Below are 25,932 nucleotides of genomic sequence, written 5' to 3'. Positions count from 1 at the left end.
TTAAACCTCCTAGATCAAGAAAAAGCCCACGCCCAGTATCGCGCAAAGATAGATTAGGATGTAAAGCGTATATAAATTTGCATAGCCGCTTTGAATAATTCCTATCTTATCGGCGACCTTCTTACTCCAATCGATTACCGGTTGATAAATCATCGTCCACCAAATGTCTTGTGGGTGGTTGTGATACTCGATCGGTCCGAAGTAGCCGTTTTGCTCTATTCTGCGTTTATGACCTCTAAATAACCAGTCCATAATCTTTCTTAAATCACCGGTAAAAGGACCGCCGGTCATCTGCATGCGAGGGCTATATTTAAAGCCGCATGCCCAAGGATCGGTCTCGCGAGGTTTGTCACGATTTGCTTTCATAACTGCTAGGATGATAAACGGAAGCAGCATTGTAGAACACAAAATCACTGCAATAAGAGGAGTTGAGACGATACTTCCCAAAGGCGAAGTGATTGACGAAGCGCCTAGGCTTGCGACAAATTCTCTATTGGAAGTGATAGAATTTACCGCCTGCATTATGTAATCGACTATGAAGTGTGCGCCTACACCAAATCCCACGCAGCCTATCATCAAAATGATCATTCCTAAAACCATTCCTAATGGGCTTTCTTTTGCGTTCTCCCAAATTTTTTCATCTCTTGGGGTTCCTGCAAAGATTACCGCATAAAGCTTAAGGTGCATACCGACCAAAACGCCGGTGAGCGCAAGAGCGACCACCGCTAAAGAGAAGGCATATCTAATGAAAATTCCGCTTTCCTTAGCGCCTTGAAGCATTCCTTGATAGGTAAACCACTCTGAAACGAAGCCGTTTACCGGAGGAAGTGCCGCGATACCCATGATACCGATAAACATACCGACGGCAGTTAGAGGCATTTTTTTAGCTAGCCCTCCTAGCACGTCCATATTCTGCGTATGAGTAGCGTGGATTACTGAGCCTGCACATAAGAATAGTAAGCCTTTGAATATCGCGTGATTTACTACGTGGTAGCAGCCTGCTAAAAATCCGACTGCAGCTAGCGTTACATTGCCTGCTGCGACGCCGTAAATTCCGGTGCCAAGACCTAGCAAGATAATACCAATATTTTCGACCGAGTGATACGCAAGAAGCGCTTTAAAGTCGTGCTGGCACAACGCGTATAAAACGCCGAAAAGCGAGCTAGCTGCTCCTAGGATCAAAACTGCAAGTCCAAAATAGATGCTTAATGGCAAAAATAGCGTAAATTTAACAAGCGTAAAGAGCGCTACTTTAATCATGACGCCACTCATCAGTGCAGAGACATTTGACGGAGCCGCAGGGTGAGCTTGCGGTAGCCAGACGTGAAAAGGCCACATTCCCGCTTTTGAGCCGAAGCCGACCAAAAACAAGATGAATGCTGCTACAGAAGCGCCCATAGGCATATTTACTTTTCCCCACTCCGCGAATTCGAAGCTGCCTGCGTAGTTTGCAATGATAAGTAATCCACAGGTGATACAAAATGCACCGATCTGCGCTATGCCTAGATATACCATAACGGCTTTGAGCGTGCCTTTGCCATCGTTTACTATGATTAGAAATGACGAGATTAACGTCATAAGCTCCCATAAAACAGCGAAGCAAAATACATTATCCGCACTGATAACTAAAAGCATAGATAAGATGAAGGTATTAAATAAACATGCAAAAACGCCGATATTTGCCTTTCCGATATATTCTTCGGCGTAGCTCATGCCGTAAACGCTGCTTGCAAAGCCTATAAAAACGACTACGAAGCTGAAGAAATTTCCAAGCGGACTTAAAGCAAATTTTGGCGCATATAAGAAAGTGCCGCCTAAAACGAAGCTGTCGCTTACGCCCATATTGGCTACGAAATGGCACATCGCATAAAAACAGCTGATAGCACCTAATCCAAATCCCACCTTAACGGCAGTTTTTGGAGCGCAGTATAAAAGAATACTAATTACTGCACTGACGATAAATAAAGTATAGACGCTTATCATTTTGCGCCTCCTTCTTTTTTGGCGACGCAACTGATTTCGCCGTTTAACACGTCTTTTGCAAAAGCATTAGCCGCATCGTAGTCTATCGCAAAGCCCAATTTATGCTTGCCCTCTTTAGGATCTATCATAATGATAGCGCTAGTTGGGCAAACCTCAACGCATGCAGGACCGTTCTCGCGTCCGTTGCATAGATCGCATTTGATGGCGGTGCTTTTGGCGCCCGCTTGGCTTTCGATCTCTAGATAATACTTCGGCTCGACCGCATAATTTACTGACGGCATAAGCTCGGCATTCGAGCTGATCGCGCCATAAGGACAGGCGAGCGTACACATCTTGCATCCGATGCAAATTTCTTCGTGCAATTCGATATAGTTATTATCGAAGCGAAGCGCACCGGTAGGACAGACGTTTGCGCATGGTCCGTCATCGCACTGCCTGCACTGCGTAGGCATAACACCGTAAGCCTGTCTAAGCACGGTAAGTCGCGATTTAGCAAGCTTGCCGCGCTCGTAGGCACTTGAGTAACAGGCTGCCATGCACGTCGTGCAACCGATACATCGTTTGTAATCGCAGATTACAAATTTATGTTGTTTCATACCTTTCTCCTTGACTTAAGGAATTTTAAAAATTTTTTACTAAAAATTTTGGTGTAATTATATTTAAGTCCGTAAAAAAATTCCGTCATTTATCTGACGATATTTGGAATTTATTTGATAAATTTGCTTTAAAAGCTTAAATTTAAAAACTAATTTCTTTTTTAAACCGGTTCGTTGATTATTTGCTTTAAAAGTCTAGTATATCAGTATTAAAGTATATTTTAAAATTTAAATTACTACTGAAATTACCCCAACTTACTCCTAATTATAATTGAAAAAATTCTTTTAGCTTAAGGCAAAATTTCAATTTTATTTTAGGTAAGAATTTATATAATTGTGCCGAAATTGCATATATGGTAATTTTGCATGTTTAGTATTTTCGAAAGGAGAAAATATGGCGAATAAAGGCAAGGTCATATGCCCTTATTGTGGCACAGGCTGTCAAATCGAGCTGACTGCGGAAGACAATTATATCAAATCCGCAACCGGCGTAAGCGACAACCCCGTAAATCAGGGTTGTTTATGTTTGAAAGGTTATTACGGATGGAATTACGTAGGCTCTAGAGATAGGCTTACGACACCGTTGATCCGAAAAAAGGACGGTAAATTTAGCAAAGACGGCGATTTGGTCGAAGCTAGCTGGGATGAAGCGCTTGATCTAGTTGCTAAAAAAATGCTAGAAGTTAAAGAAAAATACGGCGCCGACGCGATAGCCGGAAACTATTCCGCACGCTGTACGCATGAGGATAACTACGTAGCGCAGAAGCTACTTAGAATTTTAGGCACGAATAATATCGATCACTGCGCGCGCATTTGACACGCTCCGACTGTGGCAGGTCTTGCCAAAACAATCGGTAACGGAGCGGCTACAAATAGCTTCACGGAGATCGGAACTCACAGCAACTGCATTATGATGATCGGCTCAAACCCGGAAAATGGCCATCCGATCGTAGCTATGCACGTTCAAAGAGCGTTAAATAGAGGCGCTAAACTCATCGTCATTGACCCGGTTAAGACGGAATTTGCAAATCGCGCAGATATCCACCTCCAGCTTGAGCCGGAGCACAATATCCCGGTTATAAACGCTTTAATCCATGCTATTATCGACGAGGATTTGGTAAATCACGAATTCGTTGAGAAATACACTAAGGGTTTTGAATATGTAAAAGAGGCGGTTAAGGATTATTCGCCTGAAGCCGTAGCTAAATACACTAGGCTAAATGCCGAGGATATTAGAAAAGCGGCTAGAATTTACGCTACTACGCGACCTGCGGTTATCACGCACGGAATGGGTGTAACTCACTTCAACCACGGCGTGGGTGCGGTTTGTGATATTTCAAATTTAATGCTCGTAACGGGCAACGTAGGCGAGCTCGGAAGCGGCGATCTACCGATCCGCGGACAAGAAAACGTTCAAGGCTGCTGCGATATGGGAATGCTTCCTAACGTATTTACCGGCTATAAAGCTGTGACCGATGAGAGTGCCCGTGATTGGTTTGAGCGCCAGTGGAATTTACCAAAAGGTCATCTAAACGGCAAGATCGGCATTCATAAAACCGAAGTGCCTGACGCAATTCTTGACGGTAGGGTAAAATTTTTCTGGACGATGGGCGAAAACCCGGTTATGACCGATCCGAACGCAAACCACTTCTTGCGCGCGATTTCGCAGGTAGAGATGTATGTGATCCAAGATATTTTCTTAACTGAGACGAGTCGCAAAGCAGATGTCGTGCTTCCTGGAGCTTGCAGCGGCGAGAAGGAGGGCACTTATGCTAATGCCGAGCGCCGCGTACAGCATAGCGAAATTGTAGTTGCCCCTCCGGGACAAGCTAGACAAGATTGGGCTATCATCTGCGAGCTTGCCAGACGCCTAGGACTAGGTGATTATTTCACATTTCAATCTCCAGAGCAGATTTGGGAAGAGGTGCGCAGAGTAGCTCCGCACAATTACGGCGGAATGAGCTATTACCGCATCAAAAAATACCACGGACTTCACTGGCCGTGCCCTGATGAGAATTCTATGGGCGGACCTGCATTGTATCTTGATAAGAAATTCTTTACTCCGGACGGTAAAGGAAATTTCGTCCCAGTTCTATTCGTGGATGATAAGAGCAAGATTGAAAGCGCCAAAGAGGAGTTCGCAAAGCGTATGAATATGCCGAAAGATTATCCTGTAATGGCGGGCTCCGTGGACGAGAAGACCGATGCAGAGTTCCCGATACAGCTTCTAACTACGCGTAAGGTTTACGAGTACGCAGGAGGCGCGATGACTAGGCGCTCTAAGACCGTTGAGCAGGGCGGCGACGCGATAGGACCGATTGCGGAAATGAATCCGAAACTCGCCGAACGATATGGAATTTCGCAGGGCGATTTCATCGTCGCGTGGAGCCGCTACGGCTATATCGCGATCAAGGCCGACATCACCGAGTGTATAATGGATGGTATCATTCAGATGTCTTATCACTACTGGGAGAGCTGCTGCAACGAGCTAACCAGCGGCGGCTGGGATCTCATCGCCAAAACGCCTACGTTTAAGGCAGCGATTCAGATTAAAAAGATCGATGAAGAGGAATTTTTGCGTATCCGCGAGCTTAAGCGCATTAAATTTCAAACCAATAAAGTCGTTTACGACGACTTCCACCACCATCCGATTAAATTCTAAGAATTTAATTTTATCCGTAGATTCGGGGGCTATGCTTCCGAATCTATTTTTTAACAATCAATTCAAATAATATGAAATTTTTAGCGATCTAGCCGTCTTGTGATATTTTAAAGATCAAAAATTTCAAAAATTTAATAAATTCCGCGGTATTAATATGCTTTTGTGGCGTAGTTACGCTATCGATAAGAGCACGGTTAGAAATTTATCTGCTATTGCGTTAATAGATGCGGCGGCAAGAGATCAGTCGTTCGTGATTTAACAAATCCTAATAAATTTAGTCTTAATAAAAGTGGCGCAATAAAGTAAATTTTAAAAATAAGCATGATAATAAGGCTATTTTATCGCGACAAATCTTACCAAATTACATTATTGATTAAATTTTAACGCGCGCAGGCTGATTTTATGTATCAAGTAGCGCTGTAATTTTAATAACGCAAATGCGATTTTTGTGATTTTAATAGATGAATGCAAAAGGCTCATAGACTTTTAAAACGCTAGACGCGGCTTTTAGTCTTAATGGTCGCAAATGCCGGTTTCTAGCATAACCGGAGTAGTTTCGCGCTCCGTCTGAAATCCATAAATTTTGATTTTAAAATTTTAGATTTAAAATTCCGAATTCCGTTGTGCTTGGAATTCACAATTTTTATAATTTTATTTTATCGTGTGTTTTTGGCGTTCTATTTTCACGCGGGAGCCCTTTGCTGCGCCAGATCACGCTGCTTGCGATGTTAAAGCTATTGCGCCAAAGCTTCTGCCTGCTTGCGGACGAGATTTATGAAACTAGGCTCTGATATTGAAGCTATTGCACCAAAGCTGCTGCGGCAGAATTCCATTTACTTTATGCAAAAGTAGTTAAAATTTCTGCCGCTTGTCGTGCCTGAGCTACTTATTGTGCCGGTCTGTTCGTCTCGCTTTAATTTTTATCGCTAGCAGCACCTACTTTACTTTGTCGCTCCTAAATTTTTGCCGTCCGTCGCGTTAGAATCGCTCGCAGCGCCGTGATTTTCGCTGCTTGCAGAATCTGAGTTTGTTGTACCGCTAGAGCCTGCGGAGATTGGATTTGCTGCACTTTCGCCCGCAATACCGCTTACGTTATTTATGTAGGCTACGGTGCTTATTTTATTCCATTCTCTACCGATTTTCAAAAACGCGCGCTGGCTGTCTAAGATCTCTTTAAACATCGGATCTTTCGCCGCTTCCTCGTCTAAGATTTCATTCGTTGCTTTTTTAAGCGCGGCTATTACGTCCGCAGGAAAGTCGCGCACCTGCACATCCGGAAACTGCGCTTTTAACTCCGCCCAAATGCGAGCGTTTTCGTAAAAGCCCTTATTTTGGAAGTTCTCGCCAGCAAGTCTTGCCGCAGCCTCTAATATCGCTTGAAGATCCGCAGGCAGCTTCTCTAGCGCCTTTTGATTTACCAGCAGCTGGCAGTCTCCCATAGGTTCTTGCCAGCCTGTGTAGTAGTATTTAGCCACTTTATGAAATCCAAGTGGCATATCATAGACAGGGCTTACCCACTCGACCGCATCGATCGTACCCATTTCTAACGCCATAAATAGCTCGCCCGTAGGCACTGTGTTTATAGTGGCACCCAGCTTACTCATCACCTCTCCACCTAGCCCCGGTATGCGGAATTTAAGCCCTTGTAAATCCGCGACTGAGTTGATCTCTTTTTTAAACCAGCCGCCCATTTGCATGCCGGTAGATCCCATCAAAAAGGTCTTCATGCCGTATTGCGCGAACATCTTATCATTAAGCTCTCGCCCACCACCATAGTAATACCACGCGTGTTGCTCATCAGTAGTCATACCGAAAGGCACCGCCGTCCAGAGCATAGTTTTGGCGTCTTTGCCTTTATAATAATAAAGCGAAGTATATCCTAGATCGTATTGACCGCTTTTGACGAAGTCGAATACGCCAAAGCTTGCCTTGTGCTTGCTCGGCGTATCGATGCGGATCTGAAGCCTACCACCGCTAAGGCTTTCGGCATAGTTTTTAAAATCCTCAGCAGCAGCGCCCAAAACGGGCGTAGTCGCCTCCCACGTGCTAGCAAGTCTTAGGCGATAAACCTTATCGTCGCCGAAAAGCTGCGAACCCAAAAGCATGAGACATGCAAACAAAAAAATCTTTTTCATTTCTATCCTTTCATAAAGTTTTAAATTCATAAAATTTCAAAATTTAGCGCATCGCCGGCTTAAAATTTACTCGCGTCCTGCGTTACTGCTACAAAATCCTGCTTCACGGTACTTATTTTATCCACGTGTTGCTTTCTATTCTATTTTACGACGCTTCATCTTATAGGCACCTTGCTTTGCAGACGTCTTATTTCGCGATATTTTGTTTCTAAGCGCTCTACCCAAGCTTTTTATTTTACAACGCCTGGCTTTGCGACTATAGAGCGCCGCGTTCGGGCGTACTTACCTGCACCTGTGCCATATCTAGCGATAATATTTTATCAAGCGCGCTTTCTTAAAAGCCTCCAGCGCGGATCTTTTTCGCTTAGAAATGGCAAAAGTATCTTAAAATGCCATCTCTGCGCTTTTGCAGATAAAATTCTCCCTTCCTTTCAAAGCGAGCTTTGTCATTATCGGCAAGCCTGGATGCCACGCCATTTCTCTGATCTTTGACGGCAGAATTGTGCTTTTAAATTTAAAATTCCACGATCAGTGCACTCTTTGTACCGCGTCGGCAAGCGGAGAGTGCGCCTTTATATTTTAATTTTGCGCTTTAGTTGAGCGCAAAATTCCTCGCGGAGTTTTGATGCAAATTCCGCGCGAAGCCTAGATTAGAATTTTACGCAGAGCCGCCCCGCGTTGTCTAAATTTTTTGCAAAATTTCGTGCTGCAAAATGCACTTAAATTTTTAAATTTGCTATTGCGCGGAAAATCTAAGCCTTGAAATTTTGCTCTTGTTTGACGGCATAAAATTTTAAAAGTAAATTTTGCAACCGCCATGCCATAAAATTTTATTCGCAAAGCCTGCCTGCTAAATTTTAAAATTTTGAGCCTAAGTCCGCAAAAATTCGTATTTCACGTTTTATAAATTCTATTTCGCAAAATTTTATCTCGCGGATTTCTCGCTCCATAAATTTCACGCTCGATAAAATTTTACTCCGCATAGTTTGTGCTTCGTAAAATTCTAGCTCGCAAAATTTCGCTTAAAATTCCGCGAGCTAGCCCTTATTTTCGAATAGCTCTGCGTGTTTGCTGCGTAAAAACTCGACAACGGCGATCACCTCGTCTGCACCGCTAGCGTCCGAGTTTGCAAGCACCGTGTCGATATTTTCGATGTATAGCTGCGCCGCATCGGCGAGCCGCTCGCGCTTGATGCCCGCATAAAGCAGCATCGCGTCAAGCAGGATATTGATCTCGTAGATGAGGTCCTGCTCGGCGATTTTTTCGTCATTAGTTTTCATCTTCTTCCTTTGAAATTTGGGTTTTTTTCTCGATCAGATCCACGATTTGCGCCTTTACGGCTTCGTACGAGCTCGCGTCCTTAAAGCCCGCAAACATCCCGCCGCTCGCGTTTACGTGCCCGCCGCCGCCGAGGAGCAGCTTTGCCATTTCGCTTACGTCGATCTTGCCGTCGGCGCGGAAGCTGAGTGTTTTCTTGCTCGTTACGTCGATGAAAAAATCGACATCGGGGTTTTGCGTCAAAAAGTCGTTGCCGATGACGCTTACGTTGCCGATATTGTAGGTCAAAATGCCCTTTTTACCTAGATAGCTGATCTCGAAGCGCTGCTTTTGCGCGCTTAGGCGATCGACTACGAAATGCGAGACGAGATTGCTTAGCGTATCGTCGTGATCGCTTTTAAAAAATTCTTTCTTTATGCCGTGCAGCGCGCTATCTAGCGCGATGTGTGCGTCCGCCTCATCTTGAAATTTTAAAATTTTTTCTAGCAAGAAAAAGATATAATCCCTGCTCTCCCGCTCAAACATGATCTTGTTAATCTCTTTCGCGCCCGAGACCATGCCGAGGCAGACCTTGCCGAGCTCAAACTCGCTCTGCTCCTTTAGCCAGATATCCACGGCGTTTACGACGCGCACGAACTTATCCAGCCGCGGCGAGCCGCCAAACATCGCGCTGAAAAAATCATAGGTGATCTTCGTGGCGCAGCGCGATGAATCCAAAAAATACCACGGGAATTTTTTCGCGCACTCAAGCCCGCTTTGATGATGATCCAAAAGGATTACGCGAGCGTTTCGACGTGCCAGCTCGCCGTTAAATTTCTCGCACTGCGCAGGTAGTAAATTTAGATCGGTGATTAAAACCAGGCTTTTCTCGTCCGCGTCTGCAGCGAGCCTTTCATCGATACTAGCGAGGATGAGATCAAATTTTTCGTTTATCTCCTTGCCGTAGTTGGCATTGAAAAATTCTACGTCCGTCAAATAGTGCGCCGCGACGAACTGCGCACCGTAGCCGTCCAGATCGGTGTGGCTTAGGTGATATATTTTCATTTGCGCTCTTTGCCGATGATGTCTGCTAGCGTGATCGTGTCCATATACTCATCGACTTTCTCTTGAAGCTCGCCAAACATTAGATTGACGCGGCACAGCGTACGACCGTTCGGGCAGGCGTCGATCCCCTCGGCGGTGCAGTCAAACACCGTTGCCTTGCGTCTTTCGGCGCTTTTGATGATCTCGCTTAGCGTGATCTCATCCGCATTGCGCGCGAGCACAAAGCCGCCCTTGGCGCCTTTGAAGGAATTCAAAAGTCCCGCGCGAGCTAAATTTTGTAAAATTTTAGCCAAAAAGCTGCGTGAAATTCCAAGCTCGCTAGAGATCGAATCGACATCCATCGATTCCTCCTTGCCCGCGATGCAGATCATTGAAAGCAGGGCGTATTCGCTTGCTTTTGTAAAAAGCATTTATTCTCTCCTTTGGTGTCAAAGCGTGCATTTTACACAAAGAAAGCAAAAATTTAGGTTAATTAAGTATAATCGCTCCCTATTTTACCGATCAGGAGGTCATCATGGCTTTAGACACGGCTCAAAAAGCACAGATAGTTGCGAAATTCGCTAGAAGAGAGAAAGATACGGGCTCTGCAGAGGTGCAAATCGCGCTTCTTACCGAGAGGATCACGCTTCTTACCACTCATTTGCAAGCAAATCCGAAAGATTTTTCATCTCGCTTAGGACTACTAAAGCTAGTAGGTCAGCGCAAAAGAATGATGAAATATCTTAAAAACAAAGACTACGCAGTTTACTCCAAGCTCGTTAGCGAGTTAAATTTAAGAGATAAATAAGCTCCTTTGCTCGTGGCGGCGTTTATTTCGTCACTGCGATTTATACACGGCGTCCGTCAAACGGCGGACGCTTTTTTTATGCCCGGAATTTAGATAGCCACACTTTTTCAATCTTTGAATTTTTTGAGAATTTTGTAAAATTTATGAATTCTGCTTAGATTATGAAATTTTAAAATTCCATAGAAATTTTGAAATTTTGCCGGATTATAATAATTTGCGCAGTTCATATCCGCGACGGAATTTTGAAATTACGAGCGGCGATAAATTTTGTCTGCGCCATCTTGCGTGCAGCCAGAATTATACATTCGCTCTGTTTGGGTTATCTAATCTGCATCAAAATTTAATTGTCAAATTCCAAAGAATTTAGATGGAGTTTTTACCATGCCGCCAAAAATAGGGCGGCTCGTAGAATTTCATTTTTTGGAATTTTTAAAAATAATTTTGCTTCTTGCAATTTAAACTTTCATTTAAACGCCGCGAAGCTCATAAAATTCGCCCATTTAAAGATACTCTCGACACGCTTAAAGCCCGCGCTTAGTGCCAAGGCGCGATTTTCCGCCTCCGTGTAGGGCACGAGCACGTTTTCAAGCGCCTCTCGTTTTTGTGCGATCTCGTAGCGCGAGTAGCCCTGCGTGCGCTTGTAATCCTCATAAATTTCGATCATCCGACGCGCGAGCGCAGGCTCTTCGTAGACGATCTTTTCGCTAAAGATCAAAACTCCGCTCTCACGCAATCCGTCGTAAATTTTACTCACGAGCGCGGCGCGGCGCGGCGGCCTGATGAACTGCAGAGTGTAGTTTAAAATCACGGCATCGCAGTCTGCGAGGCTCGCATCCAGCACGTCCGATACGCTAAGCTCGAGCTCGGCGCCGAATGCCGCCGCCTTAGCGCGGGCGTTTTGTATCATCGCCTCCGAGCTGTCAATGCCGCACAGCCGCAGATCGGGGCGCAGCGCAAACAGCGCCAGCAGCGCGGTCGCAGTCGAGCAGCCAAGATCGATCACGCGGGCCTTTTGCGGCAGTATACGTGCCAAAAGCTCGCTGCTAAGCCGCGTGCTGGCCTCATAAAACGGCACGCTGCGCCCGATCATATCATCAAAAACCGACGCGACGCTGGCGTCAAACTCAAACTGTTTTTTGATAGGCTCTTTAAAAATTTCGTCTTTCATCCGTTTCCTTTTTAGTTTCGCTATTCGCGCAGCACTCGATTTATACTTCCTGTGCATGCTAAGCGCAGAATTCTCACACCGTGCTTCCTGCACTTGCGCGACACTCGATTTGCGACCGCTACGCATGGAATTTTTGCGCTTAGTTTGCCCCGCGCGAAGCATACCTAAATTTTAAACGCAGCATGAGCACTTTTGATGCAAGCGAGCTGCATCCCAGTTTGCGCCCAACTTCTAGCCCAGATACGCTCGATGCATGATTAAATTTCACGTCTTGCTTGACAGGCTTTAAAATTCCGCGCCGCGCAAATACATCTTTAAAATTCTACGCCGTATTTTCGCAGCATTAATTTTACGTCGCCAAATCTAGCACTGCCAAAACAGCTCCTTTAAATTCTTTAATTACGAACTTAAACTAAAAGCATAGTCGAAGCTCCATTGGTAGAATTTCGCGCCCATTTTGCGATTTTACGCGCCGCAAAATGAGGCCTCTTGACAAAATCCCGCGTTTAGCTAGGCGCATAATTTAGCCGCTTGACTCTTGCTCGGCAGCTCAGCCCTGCTAAATTTTAAAGCTTCGCAGCGCAACTAAGATTTGTTATTGCCCTTAATTCTCGGCGCAGCTTGTACTTGCCTCGTCTTACATAAACCCAAGCTCAAGTGCGTTAAAGCCATGTGGCGGTGCGCCAAGTATTCTCAGTGACAACGGGCACACGACTTTTATACGGGATGACGCAGACGGCTCATTTAATGCGCCATAGATGCGAAGCGCAGACGAATGCATTAAATTCAAAGCGCACAGCCCGCAAATTTCATCTTTAAGCTTACAAGCCGTAGATTAAAATTTGCGGCTTCGTAGTACCGCCTCCGCTTCCGTAGCGTCTTTTAAAATTTGCTCTTTAAGCTGCGCTAGATCGCTAAATTTGCGATTTTCACGTAGGAACTTTATAAATTTCACACAAGCAAATTTCGCGCCGCTGTTTTTGTCCGCAGCCTCTAAAATTTTATTTTTGGCGTCCAGGCTCTCGCTCGCTGCAAAATTCTGCGTAGAAATTTCGGCCGAATTACGAGCCGAAACTTCATCTGAATTTCGCGCAGAATGTGCAGCTTGCCCCTCGCAGCACGGCGCGCGATCTTGCGCGGAATTTAAACCCGCCTCAAAACCCGCAAAGTCCCCTAAAATGTGCGTTTCAAGCGCAAAAGCCCCATCGGTGCTGAGCCTGTGCCCCAAGAAGCTCACGCTTGCAAATTCCTTGCTTCCGGCGCGCATCAGGGTCGCATACACGCCGCTTTTTGGCATAAAATAGCCGCTCGCATCAAGATTTAGCGTCGCTACTAATTCCCGCGCCCCGCGCCCCTGACCGCGCACGATCCGCCCGCAGATCTCGTAATCTCGCCCTAAAAGTTCCGCCGCCTCTTCACACCGTCCGCGCGATAAAAGCTCTTTGATCCTACTTGAATGCACGCCGCCGCCGCTTAAGCAAAACTCCCCTACGACGCAGGTTTGCCCGCGAAATTCGCGCCTTAAAAATTCCACGTCCCACGCCCGATCACGCCCAAATCTAAAGTCCTCGCCGACGACAATTTTTTGTAAATTTATGAAATTCTGCCTTAAAAGTGCGATAAATTTGCCTCCGCTAAGGCTTTTGATAGCGCGTAGATCGCAATAAAAAATCTTTTTGTTCGTAAATGCCTGCCGCGACGCAAAAGGGGTTAGCTTCGTGCCACCACCTGCTAGGATTACGATTATTGCGCCGTGCTCGCCTAGGTGCTCAAATAATTTTTGATGCCCAAGGTGCATGCCGTCGAAGTTACCGATCGCTACGGCGCATACGTCATCGCGGTTTGCGCTTTCTAGCGTTGCGAAAATCTCGCCTCGTGCGAACTGCTCGTTTAGGCGCACGCGCAGTACTTCCGCACAAGCAGGAAGCATGCCCTGGGCTTGCGCGTCTACGCCATTGCCGCAAGTGTTGCCATAAGCCGTTTCGTTACTGCAAGCGGTGTCGGTGTCTGCTTCATCTGCGCGGTGTGCATCGCCGGTTTTATTTTCACTGAGCTCTTGCCTTGGACGTTTGATATTTTGAGATGAATTTTCCCCATTGCTTGTGAAATTCTGTTCCGTAAAATTTTTCAAGCTGGAATTCTGCGATACGAAATTTTGCTCCTTAAAATTCCGCAGCGAAGCCTCTGTATGGTCTTTACCTGATTTTTGATTAGCCATTACTTCTGCTTTGTCCAGACGATTTTTTTGGTGTCGTAGCCGCTGTGCTTCGCCTTTTTTAGATAGAGGATGCGGATCGGCTCGGGCAGGGTTTTGGTGCGCGAGAGGATATACAGCTCGCTCGTATCGGCGCCGAAAATCAGGGCGTAGCGATAGTCGCCGTCCACCTGCGCCACGCGGTAGAGGGAGTCGGAAATCAGGCCTTTTTGATAGAGCAGGCCTACGTTTTTATCGCCCGCAAACTCCAACACGTGCTGCTCGTTTTCGATTTTTCCCGAGCTTGTTTTGGCGGTTTTTAGAAGATTGATCGTAGAATTTTTATCGACGAAGCACTCGTATGCGGTGTTTTGCAGCTCGCCGCCGCCCTTCATGCGGGCGATCTCATACCAGCCGCCGCTAAATTTAGCGATGTCGAAATTTTTTACCAGCGGCGCTTTCGGGCTCAGGCTTTTGGCGCATGAGCCCAAAAATAGCGCGCAAAACGCCAATATAATTAAGTTTTTAAATTTCATCGTTCATCCTTTTTAGAAGATAGAAAAATTCCCTATTTCCCTCTTTACCCGTGATTTTGCAGGCGCTAGCGTGCAGCACAGCAAGCCCCAGCTCGGCGCATAGCCGCTCAAATTTCGCTCGCGCGGCGCACACCGCTTTTTCATCTTTGAGCACGCCTTTTTTATTTCGCTTCACCTCCGCGCCCACCTCAAATTGCGGCTTAAATAGCACGATGAGAGCGCTTTTTGCAAGGCGCGCGAGGCTTTTTAAGATCAAATTTAGCGAGATGAAGCTCACGTCGCAGGTGATGAGATCAAATTTTTTCTCGCTTTCAAACTCCCTGATGTCGGTGTTTTCGCGCACGATCACGCGAGGATCGCGCCGCAAAATTTCGCTTAGCTGCGAGCTGCCGACGTCAAGTGCGGTCACGCTCTTTGCGCCGCGCTGCAATAAAATTTGCACGAACCCGCCGGTGCTGCTGCCCACGTCCAAAACATCGGCTCCCGCTAAATTTAAAACCTCTTTTTGAGAGGGCTTTGTTTGTAGCGGCTCCGTGCCGCCTTCGCTGCGGCACGCGCCCGCCTTGCCTCCCGATTTGAAGGCTTTTGCCGCATTTGAAATCTCTGCCGTTTCGGCGTCTACGTCCGTTTGCAAAAGTCCTGCCGTCTCGGGGCCCGCGCTCGTCTGTAAAAATTCTACTGTTTGCTTGCCTGCACCGGTTTGTAAAAGCTCCGCCATATCGGCGCTAGTTTTTGCGGTACGGATCGCCTCGGTAGTCGCTTTAGCGCTCCTTGTCGTCGCGGTAGCCGCGCTTGGAATTTTATCAGCCTCTTTCGCGCCCAAAATTTTATCCGTAGCCGCAAAATCTGCACCTGAAATTTGCATCACTGCCGCTTTTCTATCCGCGTCCTTTGCGGCGCTGCACGGCTTTGAAATTTCTGCCGCCGCGCTAGGCGAATTTGCGCCGCAGCTTGCTAAAAGCCCGTTTTCGGCGAGCTCGTCCAAAAAGCCTGCAAGCTTGAGCGCGCCCCTGCTTACGTAAATTTGCTCGGCAGTACTGATTTCGCCGCTCTGCTCGGGCGCTATCTGCGCGGAGGGCCTGTTTTGCACGGCGCCTCGCAGCAAAATTTTATCCTGCTTTATCAGCGCAGCGGCCTGATTTCTGCTGATTTTAAGCGTGTTTGCGACGAGCAGATCAAATCTCATTTTACTTTTTCTCCGCGCCGCAATGAAATTTTAAAGCTTGTGCAGCTTTTGAGCGGCCTTGAGCTTAAAATTTTATCGCGCATAGCAAAATTGTGCGCAGCAGTACCGCAAGGCTCAAACTTTAGCCCGCGCCGTGCCGCAAATTTAGCCATACTGCGTGTAAATTTTGACTCGCCGTGCGTTGCAAATTTTATCTTGCCGCTAGCTAAAATTTTAAAATTTTTCCTATCGGCGCAGTGTTTGAGCGGCGCAAAATTTGAGATATTCTTACTTGCAGCCGTATCTATCGGCATCGCGCTCGCCGTCTTGGCACCGCGGCAAGCGGAGCCCGCGCGCCTAGCAGAGACCGCCTCTCGGTTTGCTATTTTTGCATGCGCCTTAAAGCCCAGCGATCTTACATCGGCTGCTCGATTTGTCGCTTTTGTTCTTGCCGCTCGTTCGTACGCTACAAAATTTTTAAAATTCTCGCACTTCGTAAAACACGCAAGCGCCGCAGAGCGGAGATTGCTTTTAAAATTTAATCCTGCGCCGTTTGCGTGTGGGTTCGGCACCCAGCAAAAAACCTTCACTCGCCGCTCCCTGCAAGCATTTGGGGCTCGCTCTTGTCAAGTGAATTGGCGCCGGGCGTCGCTAGGCTCGCAAGCGCTTCAAACTCGCTCTCGTCGATCACCCGCACGCCAAGCGAGCGGGCTTTTTGTAGCTTGGAGCCCGCTTCTGCGCCTGCAAGCACGAAGTCGGTCTTGGCAGATACCGAGCCCTGCACCTTCGCGCCCATCGCCAAAAGCCTGGCCTTAAACTCGTCGCGCGGACGGCTGAGCGTGCCGGTGATGACGACGCTGCGGTCCGTGAAGGCGCTTTTGACGGTCTGCATCTGGGGCGCGCGCGGCGTGATGATTTCGCTTAAATTTAGAATTTTTTCGCGATTTATCTTGCAAAACTCCGCTAGGCTCCTTGCCATCGCCTCTCCAAAGCCATCCAGTCGCAGAATTTCATCCTCGCTCGCATCCAGCCAATCCTGCCCGAATGCCGCGGCGATCTTGCGCGCGGCCACCTCGCCGATGTGCTCGATCCCCAAAGAAGCGATGAAGCGCTCAAGCGGCGCGTTTTTGCTCGCATTTATCGCACTCAAAAGGTTTGAAATTTTTTTATCCGCAAAGCCCTCAAGATCCGCCAAATCCTGCGCGCCGAGGGCGTAAATGTCGCCGATCTTTGAAATTTTGCCGCTTTCAAAAAGCTGCGTGATCGTCGCATCGCTTAGCCCTTCGATATTCATGCATTTTTTGGAGCAGAAATAGATCAGCGAGCCTATCACGCGCGCCTTGCAATCGAGGTTTTGACACTTTATGAGCGCGCCTTCGTCAAGTAGCTTCTCGCCGCAAACCGGGCAGCGATCCGGGCGCGAAATTTCGCTCTGCGTGCCGTCTCTGCGCTGTTTGTAAACGCTTGTGATCTTCGGGATCACGTCGCCGCTGCGGATGATGCCCACGAAGTCGTTTTTCATCAGCCCCAGCCGCGCGATCTCGTCGAAATTATGAAGCGTCGCATTTGAAACATTCGCGCCGTCGATGTTTACGCTATCTACGACGGCTACGGGGGTGACTGCGCCGGTGCGGCCGACTTGCAGATTGATCTCGCGCAGCCGCGTTACCTTTTCGACCGCGGGGAATTTGTATGCGACCATAAAGCGCGGGAATTTCACCGTATAGCCCATCTGCGCGCACTTTGAAAGCTCGTTTACGCGGATTACCATGCCGTCTAGCATCAGGTCTTTGCTCGCGCGCATGCTATGCAGCGCCTCGTACGCACCCCTGATCTCGCTTGCGCTCTTGCAGATGCGGCAAAACTCGTCGCGCAAAAAGCCGAGACTGCGCACAAACTCCATTATCTGTGAGTGCAGCGCAAAGCTTAACGAATGCTCGCCCACTCCCCACGGGATAAATTTTAGCTTCCGCTTCGCTACGATCGCGCTATCTAGCTGCCTTAGGCTGCCGGCGGCGGCGTTGCGCGGGTTTGAAAACAGGCTCTCGCCGTTTGCAGCGCGCTCGTCGTTTAGCGCGTCAAAATCGCTCTTTGCGATCAGCGTCTCGCCGCGGATCTCGATCCTTTGCGCGTAGGGGATCTGAAGCGGCACCGATTTGATCGCTCTTGCGTTTTGCGTCACGTCCTCGCCTATAAGCCCGTCGCCGCGCGTCGCCGCGCTTATCAGCACGCCGCCTTCATAGGTCAAATTTAAGCTCGCGCCGTCAAATTTCGGCTCGACGTAAAACTGCGCGCCGCTCTTCTCGCCGCGAGCTAGCCACGCTAAAAGGTCCGCGTCGTCGAAAATATCCTCCATCGACCACATCTGCGCGCCGTGAGCGAGCTTGGAAAAACCCTCGCTGATCGCGCCTCCGATGCGCCTTGTGGGCGAGTAGGGCAGTGCTAGCGCGGGATTTTGCTCCTCGAATTTCTCCGCTTGCGAATAAAGCTCGTCGTACTCCTCGTCGCTTGCGATCGGTTTATCGTCGGTGTAATATGCCCGCGCCCACGCATTTAGCGTATCTACCGCGGATCTGTATTCATCGTAATTCATCTTGCGCTCGCATCTTTAAATTTTAAAATTCCGTGTGTCGCTAGAATTCCGCGTTCCGTTAAAATTTTACGCTCAGCGGCGAGTCCCTGCATCCCAAATTCCGTGTCGCACGGCTCGTTATAGTTAAATTTTATGTCGCGTAGCCTGCTCGCTTTAAATTTCGTGTTTAAAAAGGCGCGATCAATTTTCATTGCCGAACTCCTTTAGCGCGCGCTCGTAATCAGCCGGCGTGTCGATGCCGATGCTTGCAGTTTCGATCTCAAGCATTGCGATCTTTTCGCCCGCGCTTATGGCGCGAAGCTGCTCGAGTTTTTCGGTATCTTCCAGCGCTGAGGCGGGCAGGGCGCAAAAGCGCTTTAAATTTCGCACGCTGTATGCGTAGATACCGATGTGACCGAGGTAGCACTCGCATGCCGCGCGCGGGTAGGGGATGAGCGAGCGCGAAAAATAGATCGCAAAGCCCGCGTTATCAAGCACCAGCTTGACTAAATTCGGATCCTCCGCCGCCTGAGGGCTTATGTATTTGTAGCAGCTCGCCATAAATGCGCCCTTTTGCGTGATCATGGCGTTGGAGAAATCTTTAAATTTAATCAAATTTTTGCTCTCGAAAAAGGGCTCGTCGGCTTGGATATTGATGATGATCTCGTTCTCCGCAAGCGCTGCGTTTGCGACCGCTTCATTGATCCGATCGGTACCGCTTTGATGCTCACGCGCGGTGAGAATGGCGTCAAAACCGTAATCTTGCGCGATCTTTAAAATTTGCGGCTCATCCACGGCGATTAGCACGCGGTCTGCCTTGGCGGCATTTTGAGCCGTTTTGATAAACATCGGCACGCCGTCAAACTCACATAAAATTTTATTTTTAAAGCGCGTCGAAGCAAGGCGCGCGGGGATTACTATCATTTTTTTATCCACTCCATTATGGCGTTTTTGATCTCGCTTTGCTCCACGACGCTGGAGTGAACCTGCGGCGCGCTAAAAAGGCGCGAGATCTGCGGCGGAATGTCGCTGCGAAATTCCTTCGAAAGCGCGATCATATCGGCTCGCTCGTCCTCGCAAACCCTGCCTTTGATCGCGCCGATCATCGACGGCGTAAATTTAATCCACTTCGCGGTCGAGATGACGAGATTTAGGCGGCTTTCGTCAAGTAGCTTGAAGCAGGTCGCCGTGTGCGGATCGATCAGCACGCCGCGACTACTTTCTTGCTTGATAAACTTAGCGCACTGCGCATCGTCGCAAAAATCCGCTTCGAAGACCTCGCGCAGCTTCGCAAGCTCGCTCGCGCTGAGTTTGTAAAATTTATCTCGCGCCAGACTTTGCATCAGCTCGCTCGTGCGCGCATCGCCGAACATATCGCTTAGCAGCCGCTCGACGTTGGAGCTAATCAAAATATCCATCGCAGGGCTGATCGTGCGGATGAGCTCGCGATTTCGTAGATCGTAGATGCCGCGCGTAAAAAGCTCGGTCAGGATATTGTTCGCGTTTGAAGCGATCTTGATTTTGCCGATCTTTGCGCCCATTTTTTTGGCGAAATACGCTCCCAGCGCGTTGCCGAAATTCCCGCTAGGCACTATGACGTCGAATGTGTTAAATTTAGCGTTCTGTTTTGCGCTCTGCGCGCCGTTTGCGCTTGTCGCGGCGTCTAAATTTTGACTGCACGCCGTGCACTGATCGCTTTGGTTTAAATTTTGCCCAAAGCTCAATACACCGTGCTTTGAGAAATAGATGCTAGCGTAGAGGTAGTAGATGATCTGAAATAAAATCCTGCCGAAATTTACCGAGTTTGCGGCGCTTAAATTTAAATTCGCCCGCGCGAGTTCGTTTTTGAAATCCTCATCAGCCAGCAGTGATTTTAGCGCGCGCTGCGTATCGTCGAAGTTGCCGCGCACGCCTAAAATTTTAAGATTTGCCGCGCTTTGTTTGACCATCTGCTGGCGCTGTATCTCGCTCGTGCCACCCTGCGGATAGAGGCAGACCGCTTTGATGTTTTCGTCATCCGCAAACGCTTCCAGCGTCGCAGGCCCCGTGTCGCCGCTCGTGGCGCACATTATTAAAAATTTTTCATTTCTGGATTTTGCGATGCTTTTTAAAAGCGCGCCGAAGGGCTGTAGCGCCATATCCTTAAACGCAAGCGTCGGGCCGTGGTAAAGCTCCAAAATATAGGCGTTTTCGCTTAGTTTTTTGATCTGGACGGGGCAGGCGGGATTTTCAAATTTATCGTAGCGCTTTAGCGCACTCTCAAAGATCTCGCTGCTTACGTCAAAATCGAAGCTATCGATGATTTTAAGCGCGATCTGTTTGTAGCTCAAATCCTCGCACTGCTTAAAAAAATCCTCGCTCAAAAGCGGCAGCCGCTCGGGGCTGAAAAGCCCGCCGCCGTTCGCGCTCGGATTTAGTAGCGCGTAGCTAAGATCCGCTTTTTGCGAAAAATCTCTCGTAGAAACCAGTTTCATCTTTTTCCTTTTTAAAATTTTAAAATTTACGCCCGCCTAGGCGCTTTAAATTTGATCGCTTACACTGCTTGCGCGGACTTGCGGCATTGCGGTTTTAAGCCTGCCGCATCCGCCTCGCGCCTAAATTTCTTCCTTTATCAAACTTCCTATACCGCCGTCCGTGAAAAGCTCAAGCAGGATCGAGTGCGGAATTTTGCCGTTGATGATATGCGCGGCATTTGCGCCGTTTCGCACGCATTGCAGGCACGCATCGACCTTTGGGATCATGCCGCCTGCGATCGTGCCGTCATTTTTAAGCTTCGAAATGAGCGCGGCATCGAGTTTGCTGATTAAATTTCCCTCTTTATCAAGCACGCCGTCAATGTCGCTTAAAAATATCACCTTGCTCGCTTTTAGCGCGGCTGCAATCCTGCTGGCGCAGAGATCGGCGTTGATATTAAAGCTCACGTTTTCGTCCGTCTCGCCGCCTGCAAGCGGGGCGATCACTGGCAGATAGTCTTTTTGTAGCAGGTCGTTTATCAGCTTGGTATTTACCTCGGTGATCTCGCCTACGAAGCCATATTTTTTCTCATCGAGGAATTTTGCCTTCAAAAGCCCGCCGTCCTTACCGCTAATGCCGATCGCAGGCGCGCCGTTTTGGTTCAAAAGCGCCGTGATCTCTTTATTTACCGCGCCGCTTAGTACCATCTCTGTAATTTCGATAGCGTCTTTATTCGTTACGCGAAGTCCATCGCGAAACTCGCTCTGCACGCCGATCTTATCCAGGGTCTGATTGATCTTTTTGCCGCCGCCGTGCACGACGATGATCTTGATGCCGACCATATGCAAAAGCACGATATCGCGGGCAAAATCAAGCTTGAGCGCATCGTCGGTTTGCGCCGCGCCGCCGTATTTAACGACGAAAATTTTATCTCTAAATTTACGGATATAGGGCAGCGCAGAGATGATGACTTCGGCGGTTTTGCTCTTTTTTATCATAAAATTCCTTTAAAAACCTTATTTTATCATAGCTTGGTTTATGTAGTTTTGAATTTTGCGGATAAAGTTTTCGCTTAGCTTCAAATTTAACAAAATCACCGAAATTTCCGCGCTCAAATCCCTCAATTTCACGTAATCTTTCGCCGTGCAAAGGATATGCTCCGCATCCTCGCGCCTTAGCAGCTCTAAAATCTGCTCTTTTTTGAAATCATAATGGTCGGGGAAAAATGCGTGGGCTTTTGCGAGCGGCAAAAACTCTTGCAAGCGCCAAGGTTTGGCGATAGCGCTGATTAAGATCGTGCGGGATTTTTCAAAAACAGTCTCTTTAGAATTTAAAATTTTATCCGCGGCGGCGGGGTTTAAATTTGAAATTTCATCTGCCACGCGATTTAAATTTAAATCCGAAATTTTATCCGCGGTGGAATTTGAATTTTCATCCGCAAGATTTGAAATTTCATCCGTGCCGTTTAGCCCCTCTTGCAGATCCGCCGCCGAAACGATACTAAGCTCCTGCGAAATGTCGCTCGGAGCGGGTATGAAATCCGCAAATTTATAAAAAAACGGCGGGTAGCGATACGCAGCGAAGGGCAGGCAAAAGGGCAGCTTCGGCGCACTTTGCGGGCGCAGCAAGATATCAAATTTAGAGATATTAAATTTAGAAAATCCGTCGTCTAAGATCACCAGCTCAAAGCCGAGAGTTTGCGCGCGCAAAATCCCTGCGGCGCGATCTTCGCTGACGATTACGTTTGCGCCGCGTAAAAACAGCGCGTATTCCATCGCCTCATCGCCGCTTTGCTCTACGTCGCAAAGTATCCGTCCGCCGAGAGCTACTTCGAGCAAGCCTCTACTTTTGCGCCCGTATCCGCGAAGGATGATGCAGGTTTTAAACTCCCCGTTAAATTCTTTAAAAAGCGCCCGCACTAGCGGGGTTTTTCCGCTGCCGCCGAGGGTTAAATTTCCGACGCTGATTATTGGAATTTTAAATTTTTGCGGCTTAGCAAAGAGCCTTTTTAGGCAGACGATAAGCGTATAAAGCAGCGATAAAGGCACTAAAATCACTCCGAGCGCAAGCCATGCGGGGCTCGGGTCGTATAAGTTTCGCTCGATTAGGAGTTTAAACACGATTTTGCGCTATCTCTTTGATCTGCTCGCAGATGTAGCTCACATCGTCGTCGCTAAGCGCCGTGTAGATCGGCAGTGATAAAATTTGCTGATAGTTTTTAAGCGCATTCGGGAAATCATTGACCTTGTAATTATATTTGCTTTTATAGTAGCTTAGCAGATGCACCGGCACGTAGTGCAGCGAGACGCTTACTCCGCGCGCGATCAGTGCTTTGGCGAAATCGTCGCGGTTTTTGTCGATCTTTACGATGAATTGAGTGTAGATATGCTCCTCGCTGTCACTTGGAAGCGTCACGTGCGGGCAGTTTGCGAGCTGCTCGCGGTAGGCCGCGGCGATCTGCTTGCGGCGCTTTATGAAGGCGTCAGTTTTTTCAAACTGAGCGATGGCGTAGGCGGAATTTATGGCGTTAAGATCGTATTTTTGACCGATGCGATCGACGTCGTAGGTAAAGGACATATTGCCGTCTTTGTAAAAGGCGTCTCCCACGATGCCGCCGTTTCTTAAAATTTGAGCGGCGCTTGCGATCTCATCGTCGTTCGTAACGAAAAAGCCTGCCGTAGAGATTGCGTCTTGCGCTTGAGGATTGATCTGAAAGCACGATATGAGCGAGCTTTTAAGCGCTCCGATTTTTGCGCCCTTATAGGTAGCGCCCATGGCGCGGCACGCATCATCTATGAGGATGATATTTTCGCTTTTGGCGACCTCGCTGATGGCGTCTATATCCGCAGCAAGCCCCGCGATGTGCGAGATGAAAGCGCATTTTAGCTTCTTGTGGCGGTTCTGATCTATCGTGCGAGCAAGGCTTTCGCTCGTGATGTTAAAGCTTATCGGATCGATATCTACGAAAACGGGCTCTGCGTCGAAATGGCGGATCACTTCGGCGACGTTGGGGAAGGAATTTACGGAGCATAAAATTTTATCTCCGCGCTTAATATCCATCGCACAAAGCGCCAGATGCAGCGCCGTCGTGCCGCTCGTAGTCGATACGGCGTGCTTTACGCCGAAGTATTTACAAATATCCTCTTCAAAAATTTCGCTATATCTTATATCGCTGTTGTAGAGGGCGCTTTTAATTAAGTCTTCCTCTTTTTTATCGATTTGAGCCTTATAAAACGGTATCTCTTTCATAAATCTCTCCTTAGTGCGCGGGCTCTATGCGGGCGACCGCGGGCGCGCGAAGCTTAAAATTATTTTTAAGAATTCTACGGACGATAAATTTTACCAGCTCTTGATTGTGGTGCGAGTTTTGCAGATATTTTAGATCGTTTACGGTTATTTGCTCGCCTGAGCGAAATTTCGTCCGCAGCGTTTCGTGCGAAAAAATATCTCTTAGCACGCTATCTAAGATCTCGTAGCTGTATCCAAGCTCACGTTCGTCGCTTTGGTTTTCCCATAGATCGGCGCTTGGGGCTTTTTTGATGATCGCATCGTCTATGCATAAAATTTTTGCAAATTTAAACAGATCGGTTTTTAAAATTTCTCCGATCGGATTAAACGCGCAGGCTAAATCTCCGTAAATAGTGCCGTAGCCTAGCATCCTCTCGCTAAGATTGCTCGTGCCTACGACTACGCCGCGTTTAGCCACGCTGTAATCATAAAGCAAGCTCATTCTTACGCGCGCGGCGAAATTCCCGATGCGAAGAGCGCTTGCACCGGGATTTAAAGCGGTAAAATTTTCTACAAATGGCGCGATCTCTTGGATTTCGTAGGGGATATTAAAGGATTCGCAGTGAAAGATGCCGTCTGCCATATTTTCTAAATTTGAACCCGCACTAGGTAGGATAAGCCCGTAAGTAGGGATCTCAGTAAGTGCACAAAGCGCAGAAACCACGGCGCTGTCAAGCCCACCGCTGATACCCACTACAAAGGCGTCCGCGCCCGTTTCATCGAGCTTCTCCGATAAAAAATCGGTCAGTTGCGGCAGCAAATCGTCCAAAAACATAATATTTAGCCTTAAAATTTTACGTTAAATTGCGCGAATTTTAACTATTTTTGGCTAAATTACGGCTTTAATTTAAGCTTAAAAGGAGGATTTAAATGCAAATTTTAAAAAAAGCTTTCGGTGAATACGCGACGAACTGCTACATCCTAAAGGGCGAGCAGGGCGATCTAGTGATCGATCCGGGGCAGGGCAGCTTTGATTGGGTGATGCAAAATACGGGAAAGATCGCCGCGGTTTTGAATACGCACGGGCATTTCGATCATGTTTATGACGACGCGAAGCTGCAAAGGGCGGGCGCCAAAATTTATATCCACGAGGAAGACGCCTTTATGCTGCGAGCGGATCCCTTTGAGACGATGCCCGAGCCCATAGAAGCGGACGTACTCGTAAAAGGACAGGAGCAAAGCTTTGAAATAGCGGGCTTTAACGTTAAATTTAGCCTTTTTGCAGGACATACGCCGGGCAGCTGTATGATCGAAGCGGGCGGGGTTATCTTTAGCGGCGACGTCATATTCAAAGGCTCTATCGGCAGGTGGGATTTTCCCTTTTCAAGCGGCGCGCAGATGAGAGAATCTTTGCATAAAATTTTGCAGATAGAGGGCGATTTTACGCTATATCCCGGACACGGCCCAAATACGAGCCTAGCGGCCGAGAGGCAAAATTTAAAATATTTTTTGCAACTTTTTGAGCGCTGATAGTTTAAATTTAATTGCGCTTCGTCACACAAAGAGTGGCGAAGTGGCGTGAAGCTGGTTGGCGTTTGAAATTTATACCGCTTTGCTCGCGGGCACTGGAATTGATGCCGCTTGACTCGCATTGCAGGCGCCAAAATTTACAGCTTTATTTGCCGCTGCGAGCGTTAAATTTTGCGCTGCGTTCGCAAAATGCCTACACCAGTATGCTCTGCGTAGATAAAATTTTAAAATTTACCGCCGCTTGATTAAATTTAGTAAAATTCCGTGCCGCCGAGCATGCAAGACGCAAAGCGTAACGCAAAAGCAAAATTTAAAATTCGTGCCGCCGCGCGTGTAAAGCGTAACACACGAGGCGAAATTTAAAATTTTGCGCCGCACTGATCCTGGTCGCTACAATGCGATCTAATCCAATTTGGGGCCCGTCAAATTTAGCTAAATTTCACATCCCGCCGAATCAAAATTTTCCCTGCGAGCCGATTAAATTTAGTAAAATTTTACACGTTTTAAAGGCGCGGATCACGCCCTAAGCCGCACGTAGATGCGGCGCGGGGCGGGGTAGCCCTCGATCGTGCGCGAGCTATCGAGCGGATCTAGGAAATT

The 25,932-nt window shown here is 47.8% G+C and carries 22 protein-coding genes and 1 pseudogene; 3 read left to right on the top strand and 20 right to left on the bottom strand.

The window, feature by feature from the left end:
* Positions 1-9: 9 nt before the first annotated feature.
* Both Q0460_RS05770 and Q0460_RS05765 read right to left on the bottom strand, forming a co-directional pair.
* Positions 10-1,983 (bottom strand): proton-conducting transporter membrane subunit, encoded by a 1,974-nt coding sequence (locus Q0460_RS05770; protein ID WP_299085813.1) that lies wholly within the window; start codon positions 1,981-1,983, stop codon positions 10-12.
* The gene (locus Q0460_RS05765; protein WP_005871891.1) at positions 1,980-2,579 is read right to left on the bottom strand and encodes a 4Fe-4S dicluster domain-containing protein; all 600 of its coding nucleotides are present in this window, start codon (positions 2,577-2,579) and stop codon (positions 1,980-1,982) included. Before Q0460_RS05765 ends, Q0460_RS05770 begins: the two co-directional genes overlap by 4 nt.
* Positions 2,580-2,973: 394 nt before the next feature.
* Between Q0460_RS05765 and Q0460_RS05760 the strand changes: the two genes are divergently transcribed.
* A complete protein-coding gene (locus Q0460_RS05760; protein WP_299085811.1) occupies positions 2,974-5,241 on the top strand; it encodes a molybdopterin-dependent oxidoreductase in 2,268 nt (755 codons plus the stop codon).
* Positions 5,242-6,182: 941 nt separating this feature from the next.
* Here the strand turns inward: Q0460_RS05760 and Q0460_RS05755 are convergent.
* The 4 genes from Q0460_RS05755 to Q0460_RS05740 form a co-directional block, all read right to left on the bottom strand.
* The gene (locus tag Q0460_RS05755) at positions 6,183-7,376 is read right to left on the bottom strand and encodes a TRAP transporter substrate-binding protein (RefSeq protein ID WP_299085809.1); all 1,194 of its coding nucleotides are present in this window, start codon (positions 7,374-7,376) and stop codon (positions 6,183-6,185) included.
* 1,037 nt (positions 7,377-8,413) lie between these two features.
* A complete protein-coding gene (locus Q0460_RS05750) occupies positions 8,414-8,656 on the bottom strand; it encodes a hypothetical protein (protein ID WP_299085807.1) in 243 nt (80 codons plus the stop codon).
* Positions 8,646-9,698 carry a 3'-to-5' oligoribonuclease B gene (locus tag Q0460_RS05745; RefSeq protein WP_299085805.1) on the bottom strand — a complete coding sequence of 351 codons (1,053 nt, stop codon included), beginning with the start codon at positions 9,696-9,698 and terminating at the stop codon, positions 8,646-8,648. The genes Q0460_RS05750 and Q0460_RS05745 overlap by 11 nt, the downstream gene beginning before the upstream one ends.
* A complete protein-coding gene (locus Q0460_RS05740; RefSeq protein ID WP_177387765.1) occupies positions 9,695-10,108 on the bottom strand; it encodes an Rrf2 family transcriptional regulator in 414 nt (137 codons plus the stop codon). Before Q0460_RS05740 ends, Q0460_RS05745 begins: the two co-directional genes overlap by 4 nt.
* A 104-nt stretch (positions 10,109-10,212) precedes the next feature.
* On the opposite strand from Q0460_RS05740, the gene rpsO reads away from it, so the two are divergent.
* A complete protein-coding gene (gene rpsO, locus Q0460_RS05735) occupies positions 10,213-10,485 on the top strand; it encodes a 30S ribosomal protein S15 (protein ID WP_005871877.1) in 273 nt (90 codons plus the stop codon).
* Between the two features lie 463 nt (positions 10,486-10,948).
* On the opposite strand, the gene cmoA is transcribed toward rpsO, so the two are convergent.
* The 13 genes and pseudogenes from cmoA to nadE all read right to left on the bottom strand — a co-directional run bounded on the left by cmoA (position 10,949) and on the right by nadE (position 24,637).
* Positions 10,949-11,653 (bottom strand): carboxy-S-adenosyl-L-methionine synthase CmoA, encoded by a 705-nt coding sequence (gene cmoA, locus Q0460_RS05730; protein WP_299085803.1) that lies wholly within the window; start codon positions 11,651-11,653, stop codon positions 10,949-10,951.
* Positions 11,654-12,488: 835 nt separating this feature from the next.
* A complete protein-coding gene (locus Q0460_RS05725; RefSeq protein ID WP_299085801.1) occupies positions 12,489-13,871 on the bottom strand; it encodes a riboflavin kinase in 1,383 nt (460 codons plus the stop codon).
* Entirely contained in the window at positions 13,871-14,383 is a 513-nt protein-coding gene (locus tag Q0460_RS05720; RefSeq protein WP_299085799.1) for a lipocalin family protein, read from the bottom strand. The genes Q0460_RS05725 and Q0460_RS05720 overlap by 1 nt, the downstream gene beginning before the upstream one ends.
* Positions 14,373-14,873: pseudogene (locus tag Q0460_RS05715) on the bottom strand (SAM-dependent methyltransferase); the annotation flags it as partial. The gene Q0460_RS05720 and the pseudogene Q0460_RS05715, both read right to left, overlap by 11 nt.
* 692 nt (positions 14,874-15,565) lie before the next feature.
* The gene (locus Q0460_RS05710; RefSeq protein WP_299085797.1) at positions 15,566-16,138 is read right to left on the bottom strand and encodes a hypothetical protein; all 573 of its coding nucleotides are present in this window, start codon (positions 16,136-16,138) and stop codon (positions 15,566-15,568) included.
* Complete coding sequence (ligA, locus tag Q0460_RS05705) at positions 16,135-18,141, bottom strand: NAD-dependent DNA ligase LigA (protein ID WP_299085795.1); 2,007 nt, start codon at positions 18,139-18,141, stop codon at positions 16,135-16,137. The genes Q0460_RS05710 and ligA overlap by 4 nt, the downstream gene beginning before the upstream one ends.
* Positions 18,138-18,332, bottom strand: a complete 195-nt coding sequence (locus Q0460_RS05700; protein WP_299085793.1) for a hypothetical protein — start codon at positions 18,330-18,332, stop codon at positions 18,138-18,140. The genes ligA and Q0460_RS05700 overlap by 4 nt, the downstream gene beginning before the upstream one ends.
* Positions 18,322-19,044, bottom strand: a complete 723-nt coding sequence (kdsB, locus tag Q0460_RS05695; protein WP_299085791.1) for a 3-deoxy-manno-octulosonate cytidylyltransferase — start codon at positions 19,042-19,044, stop codon at positions 18,322-18,324. Before kdsB ends, Q0460_RS05700 begins: the two co-directional genes overlap by 11 nt.
* Positions 19,041-20,594, bottom strand: a complete 1,554-nt coding sequence (gene thrC, locus Q0460_RS05690) for a threonine synthase (protein WP_299085789.1) — start codon at positions 20,592-20,594, stop codon at positions 19,041-19,043. The genes kdsB and thrC overlap by 4 nt, the downstream gene beginning before the upstream one ends.
* Positions 20,595-20,714: 120 nt before the next feature.
* On the bottom strand, positions 20,715-21,572 hold the full coding sequence (argB, locus tag Q0460_RS05685) for an acetylglutamate kinase (protein ID WP_298028701.1): 858 nt from the start codon (positions 21,570-21,572) through the stop codon (positions 20,715-20,717).
* An 18-nt stretch (positions 21,573-21,590) separates the two neighbouring features.
* On the bottom strand, positions 21,591-22,694 hold the full coding sequence (locus Q0460_RS05680) for a tetraacyldisaccharide 4'-kinase (RefSeq protein ID WP_299085786.1): 1,104 nt from the start codon (positions 22,692-22,694) through the stop codon (positions 21,591-21,593).
* Positions 22,687-23,823, bottom strand: coding sequence for a DegT/DnrJ/EryC1/StrS aminotransferase family protein (locus Q0460_RS05675; protein WP_297879897.1), 1,137 nt, complete (start codon positions 23,821-23,823; stop codon positions 22,687-22,689). Before Q0460_RS05675 ends, Q0460_RS05680 begins: the two co-directional genes overlap by 8 nt.
* Before the next feature lie 10 nt (positions 23,824-23,833).
* Positions 23,834-24,637 carry an NAD(+) synthase gene (gene nadE, locus Q0460_RS05670; RefSeq protein ID WP_299085784.1) on the bottom strand — a complete coding sequence of 268 codons (804 nt, stop codon included), beginning with the start codon at positions 24,635-24,637 and terminating at the stop codon, positions 23,834-23,836.
* Positions 24,638-24,732: 95 nt separating this feature from the next.
* Between nadE and Q0460_RS05665 the strand changes: the two genes are divergently transcribed.
* On the top strand, positions 24,733-25,332 hold the full coding sequence (locus Q0460_RS05665) for an MBL fold metallo-hydrolase (RefSeq protein WP_299085782.1): 600 nt from the start codon (positions 24,733-24,735) through the stop codon (positions 25,330-25,332).
* A gap of 516 nt (positions 25,333-25,848) precedes the next feature.
* On the opposite strand, the gene Q0460_RS05660 is transcribed toward Q0460_RS05665, so the two are convergent.
* A partial coding sequence (locus tag Q0460_RS05660; RefSeq protein ID WP_299086006.1) for a DUF1698 domain-containing protein occupies positions 25,849-25,932 on the bottom strand: 84 nt, incomplete at its 5' end.

Source organism: uncultured Campylobacter sp., from assembly GCF_937980635.1.
Taxonomy (GTDB): domain Bacteria; phylum Campylobacterota; class Campylobacteria; order Campylobacterales; family Campylobacteraceae; genus Campylobacter_B.
Note: the sequence above shows the minus strand (reverse complement) of the source record. Positions and strands in the feature narration are given on the sequence as shown.

What these genes read in the sequence shown, in the direction of transcription:
- Q0460_RS05770 (WP_299085813.1), bottom strand. Translation starts at nt 1,983, where the DNA reads ATGATAAGCGTCTATACTTTATTTATCGTCAGTGCAGTAATTAGTATT.
- Q0460_RS05765 (WP_005871891.1), bottom strand. Translation starts at nt 2,579, where the DNA reads ATGAAACAACATAAATTTGTAATCTGCGATTACAAACGATGTATCGGT.
- Q0460_RS05755 (WP_299085809.1), bottom strand. Translation starts at nt 7,376, where the DNA reads ATGAAAAAGATTTTTTTGTTTGCATGTCTCATGCTTTTGGGTTCGCAG.
- Q0460_RS05750 (WP_299085807.1), bottom strand. Translation starts at nt 8,656, where the DNA reads ATGAAAACTAATGACGAAAAAATCGCCGAGCAGGACCTCATCTACGAG.
- Q0460_RS05745 (WP_299085805.1), bottom strand. Translation starts at nt 9,698, where the DNA reads ATGAAAATATATCACCTAAGCCACACCGATCTGGACGGCTACGGTGCG.
- Q0460_RS05740 (WP_177387765.1), bottom strand. Translation starts at nt 10,108, where the DNA reads ATGCTTTTTACAAAAGCAAGCGAATACGCCCTGCTTTCAATGATCTGC.
- rpsO (WP_005871877.1), top strand. Translation starts at nt 10,213, where the DNA reads ATGGCTTTAGACACGGCTCAAAAAGCACAGATAGTTGCGAAATTCGCT.
- cmoA (WP_299085803.1), bottom strand. Translation starts at nt 11,653, where the DNA reads ATGAAAGACGAAATTTTTAAAGAGCCTATCAAAAAACAGTTTGAGTTT.
- Q0460_RS05725 (WP_299085801.1), bottom strand. Translation starts at nt 13,871, where the DNA reads ATGGCTAATCAAAAATCAGGTAAAGACCATACAGAGGCTTCGCTGCGG.
- Q0460_RS05720 (WP_299085799.1), bottom strand. Translation starts at nt 14,383, where the DNA reads ATGAAATTTAAAAACTTAATTATATTGGCGTTTTGCGCGCTATTTTTG.
- ligA (WP_299085795.1), bottom strand. Translation starts at nt 18,141, where the DNA reads ATGAATTACGATGAATACAGATCCGCGGTAGATACGCTAAATGCGTGG.
- Q0460_RS05700 (WP_299085793.1), bottom strand. Translation starts at nt 18,332, where the DNA reads ATGAAAATTGATCGCGCCTTTTTAAACACGAAATTTAAAGCGAGCAGG.
- kdsB (WP_299085791.1), bottom strand. Translation starts at nt 19,044, where the DNA reads ATGATAGTAATCCCCGCGCGCCTTGCTTCGACGCGCTTTAAAAATAAA.
- thrC (WP_299085789.1), bottom strand. Translation starts at nt 20,594, where the DNA reads ATGAAACTGGTTTCTACGAGAGATTTTTCGCAAAAAGCGGATCTTAGC.
- argB (WP_298028701.1), bottom strand. Translation starts at nt 21,572, where the DNA reads ATGATAAAAAAGAGCAAAACCGCCGAAGTCATCATCTCTGCGCTGCCC.
- Q0460_RS05675 (WP_297879897.1), bottom strand. Translation starts at nt 23,823, where the DNA reads ATGAAAGAGATACCGTTTTATAAGGCTCAAATCGATAAAAAAGAGGAA.
- nadE (WP_299085784.1), bottom strand. Translation starts at nt 24,637, where the DNA reads ATGTTTTTGGACGATTTGCTGCCGCAACTGACCGATTTTTTATCGGAG.
- Q0460_RS05665 (WP_299085782.1), top strand. Translation starts at nt 24,733, where the DNA reads ATGCAAATTTTAAAAAAAGCTTTCGGTGAATACGCGACGAACTGCTAC.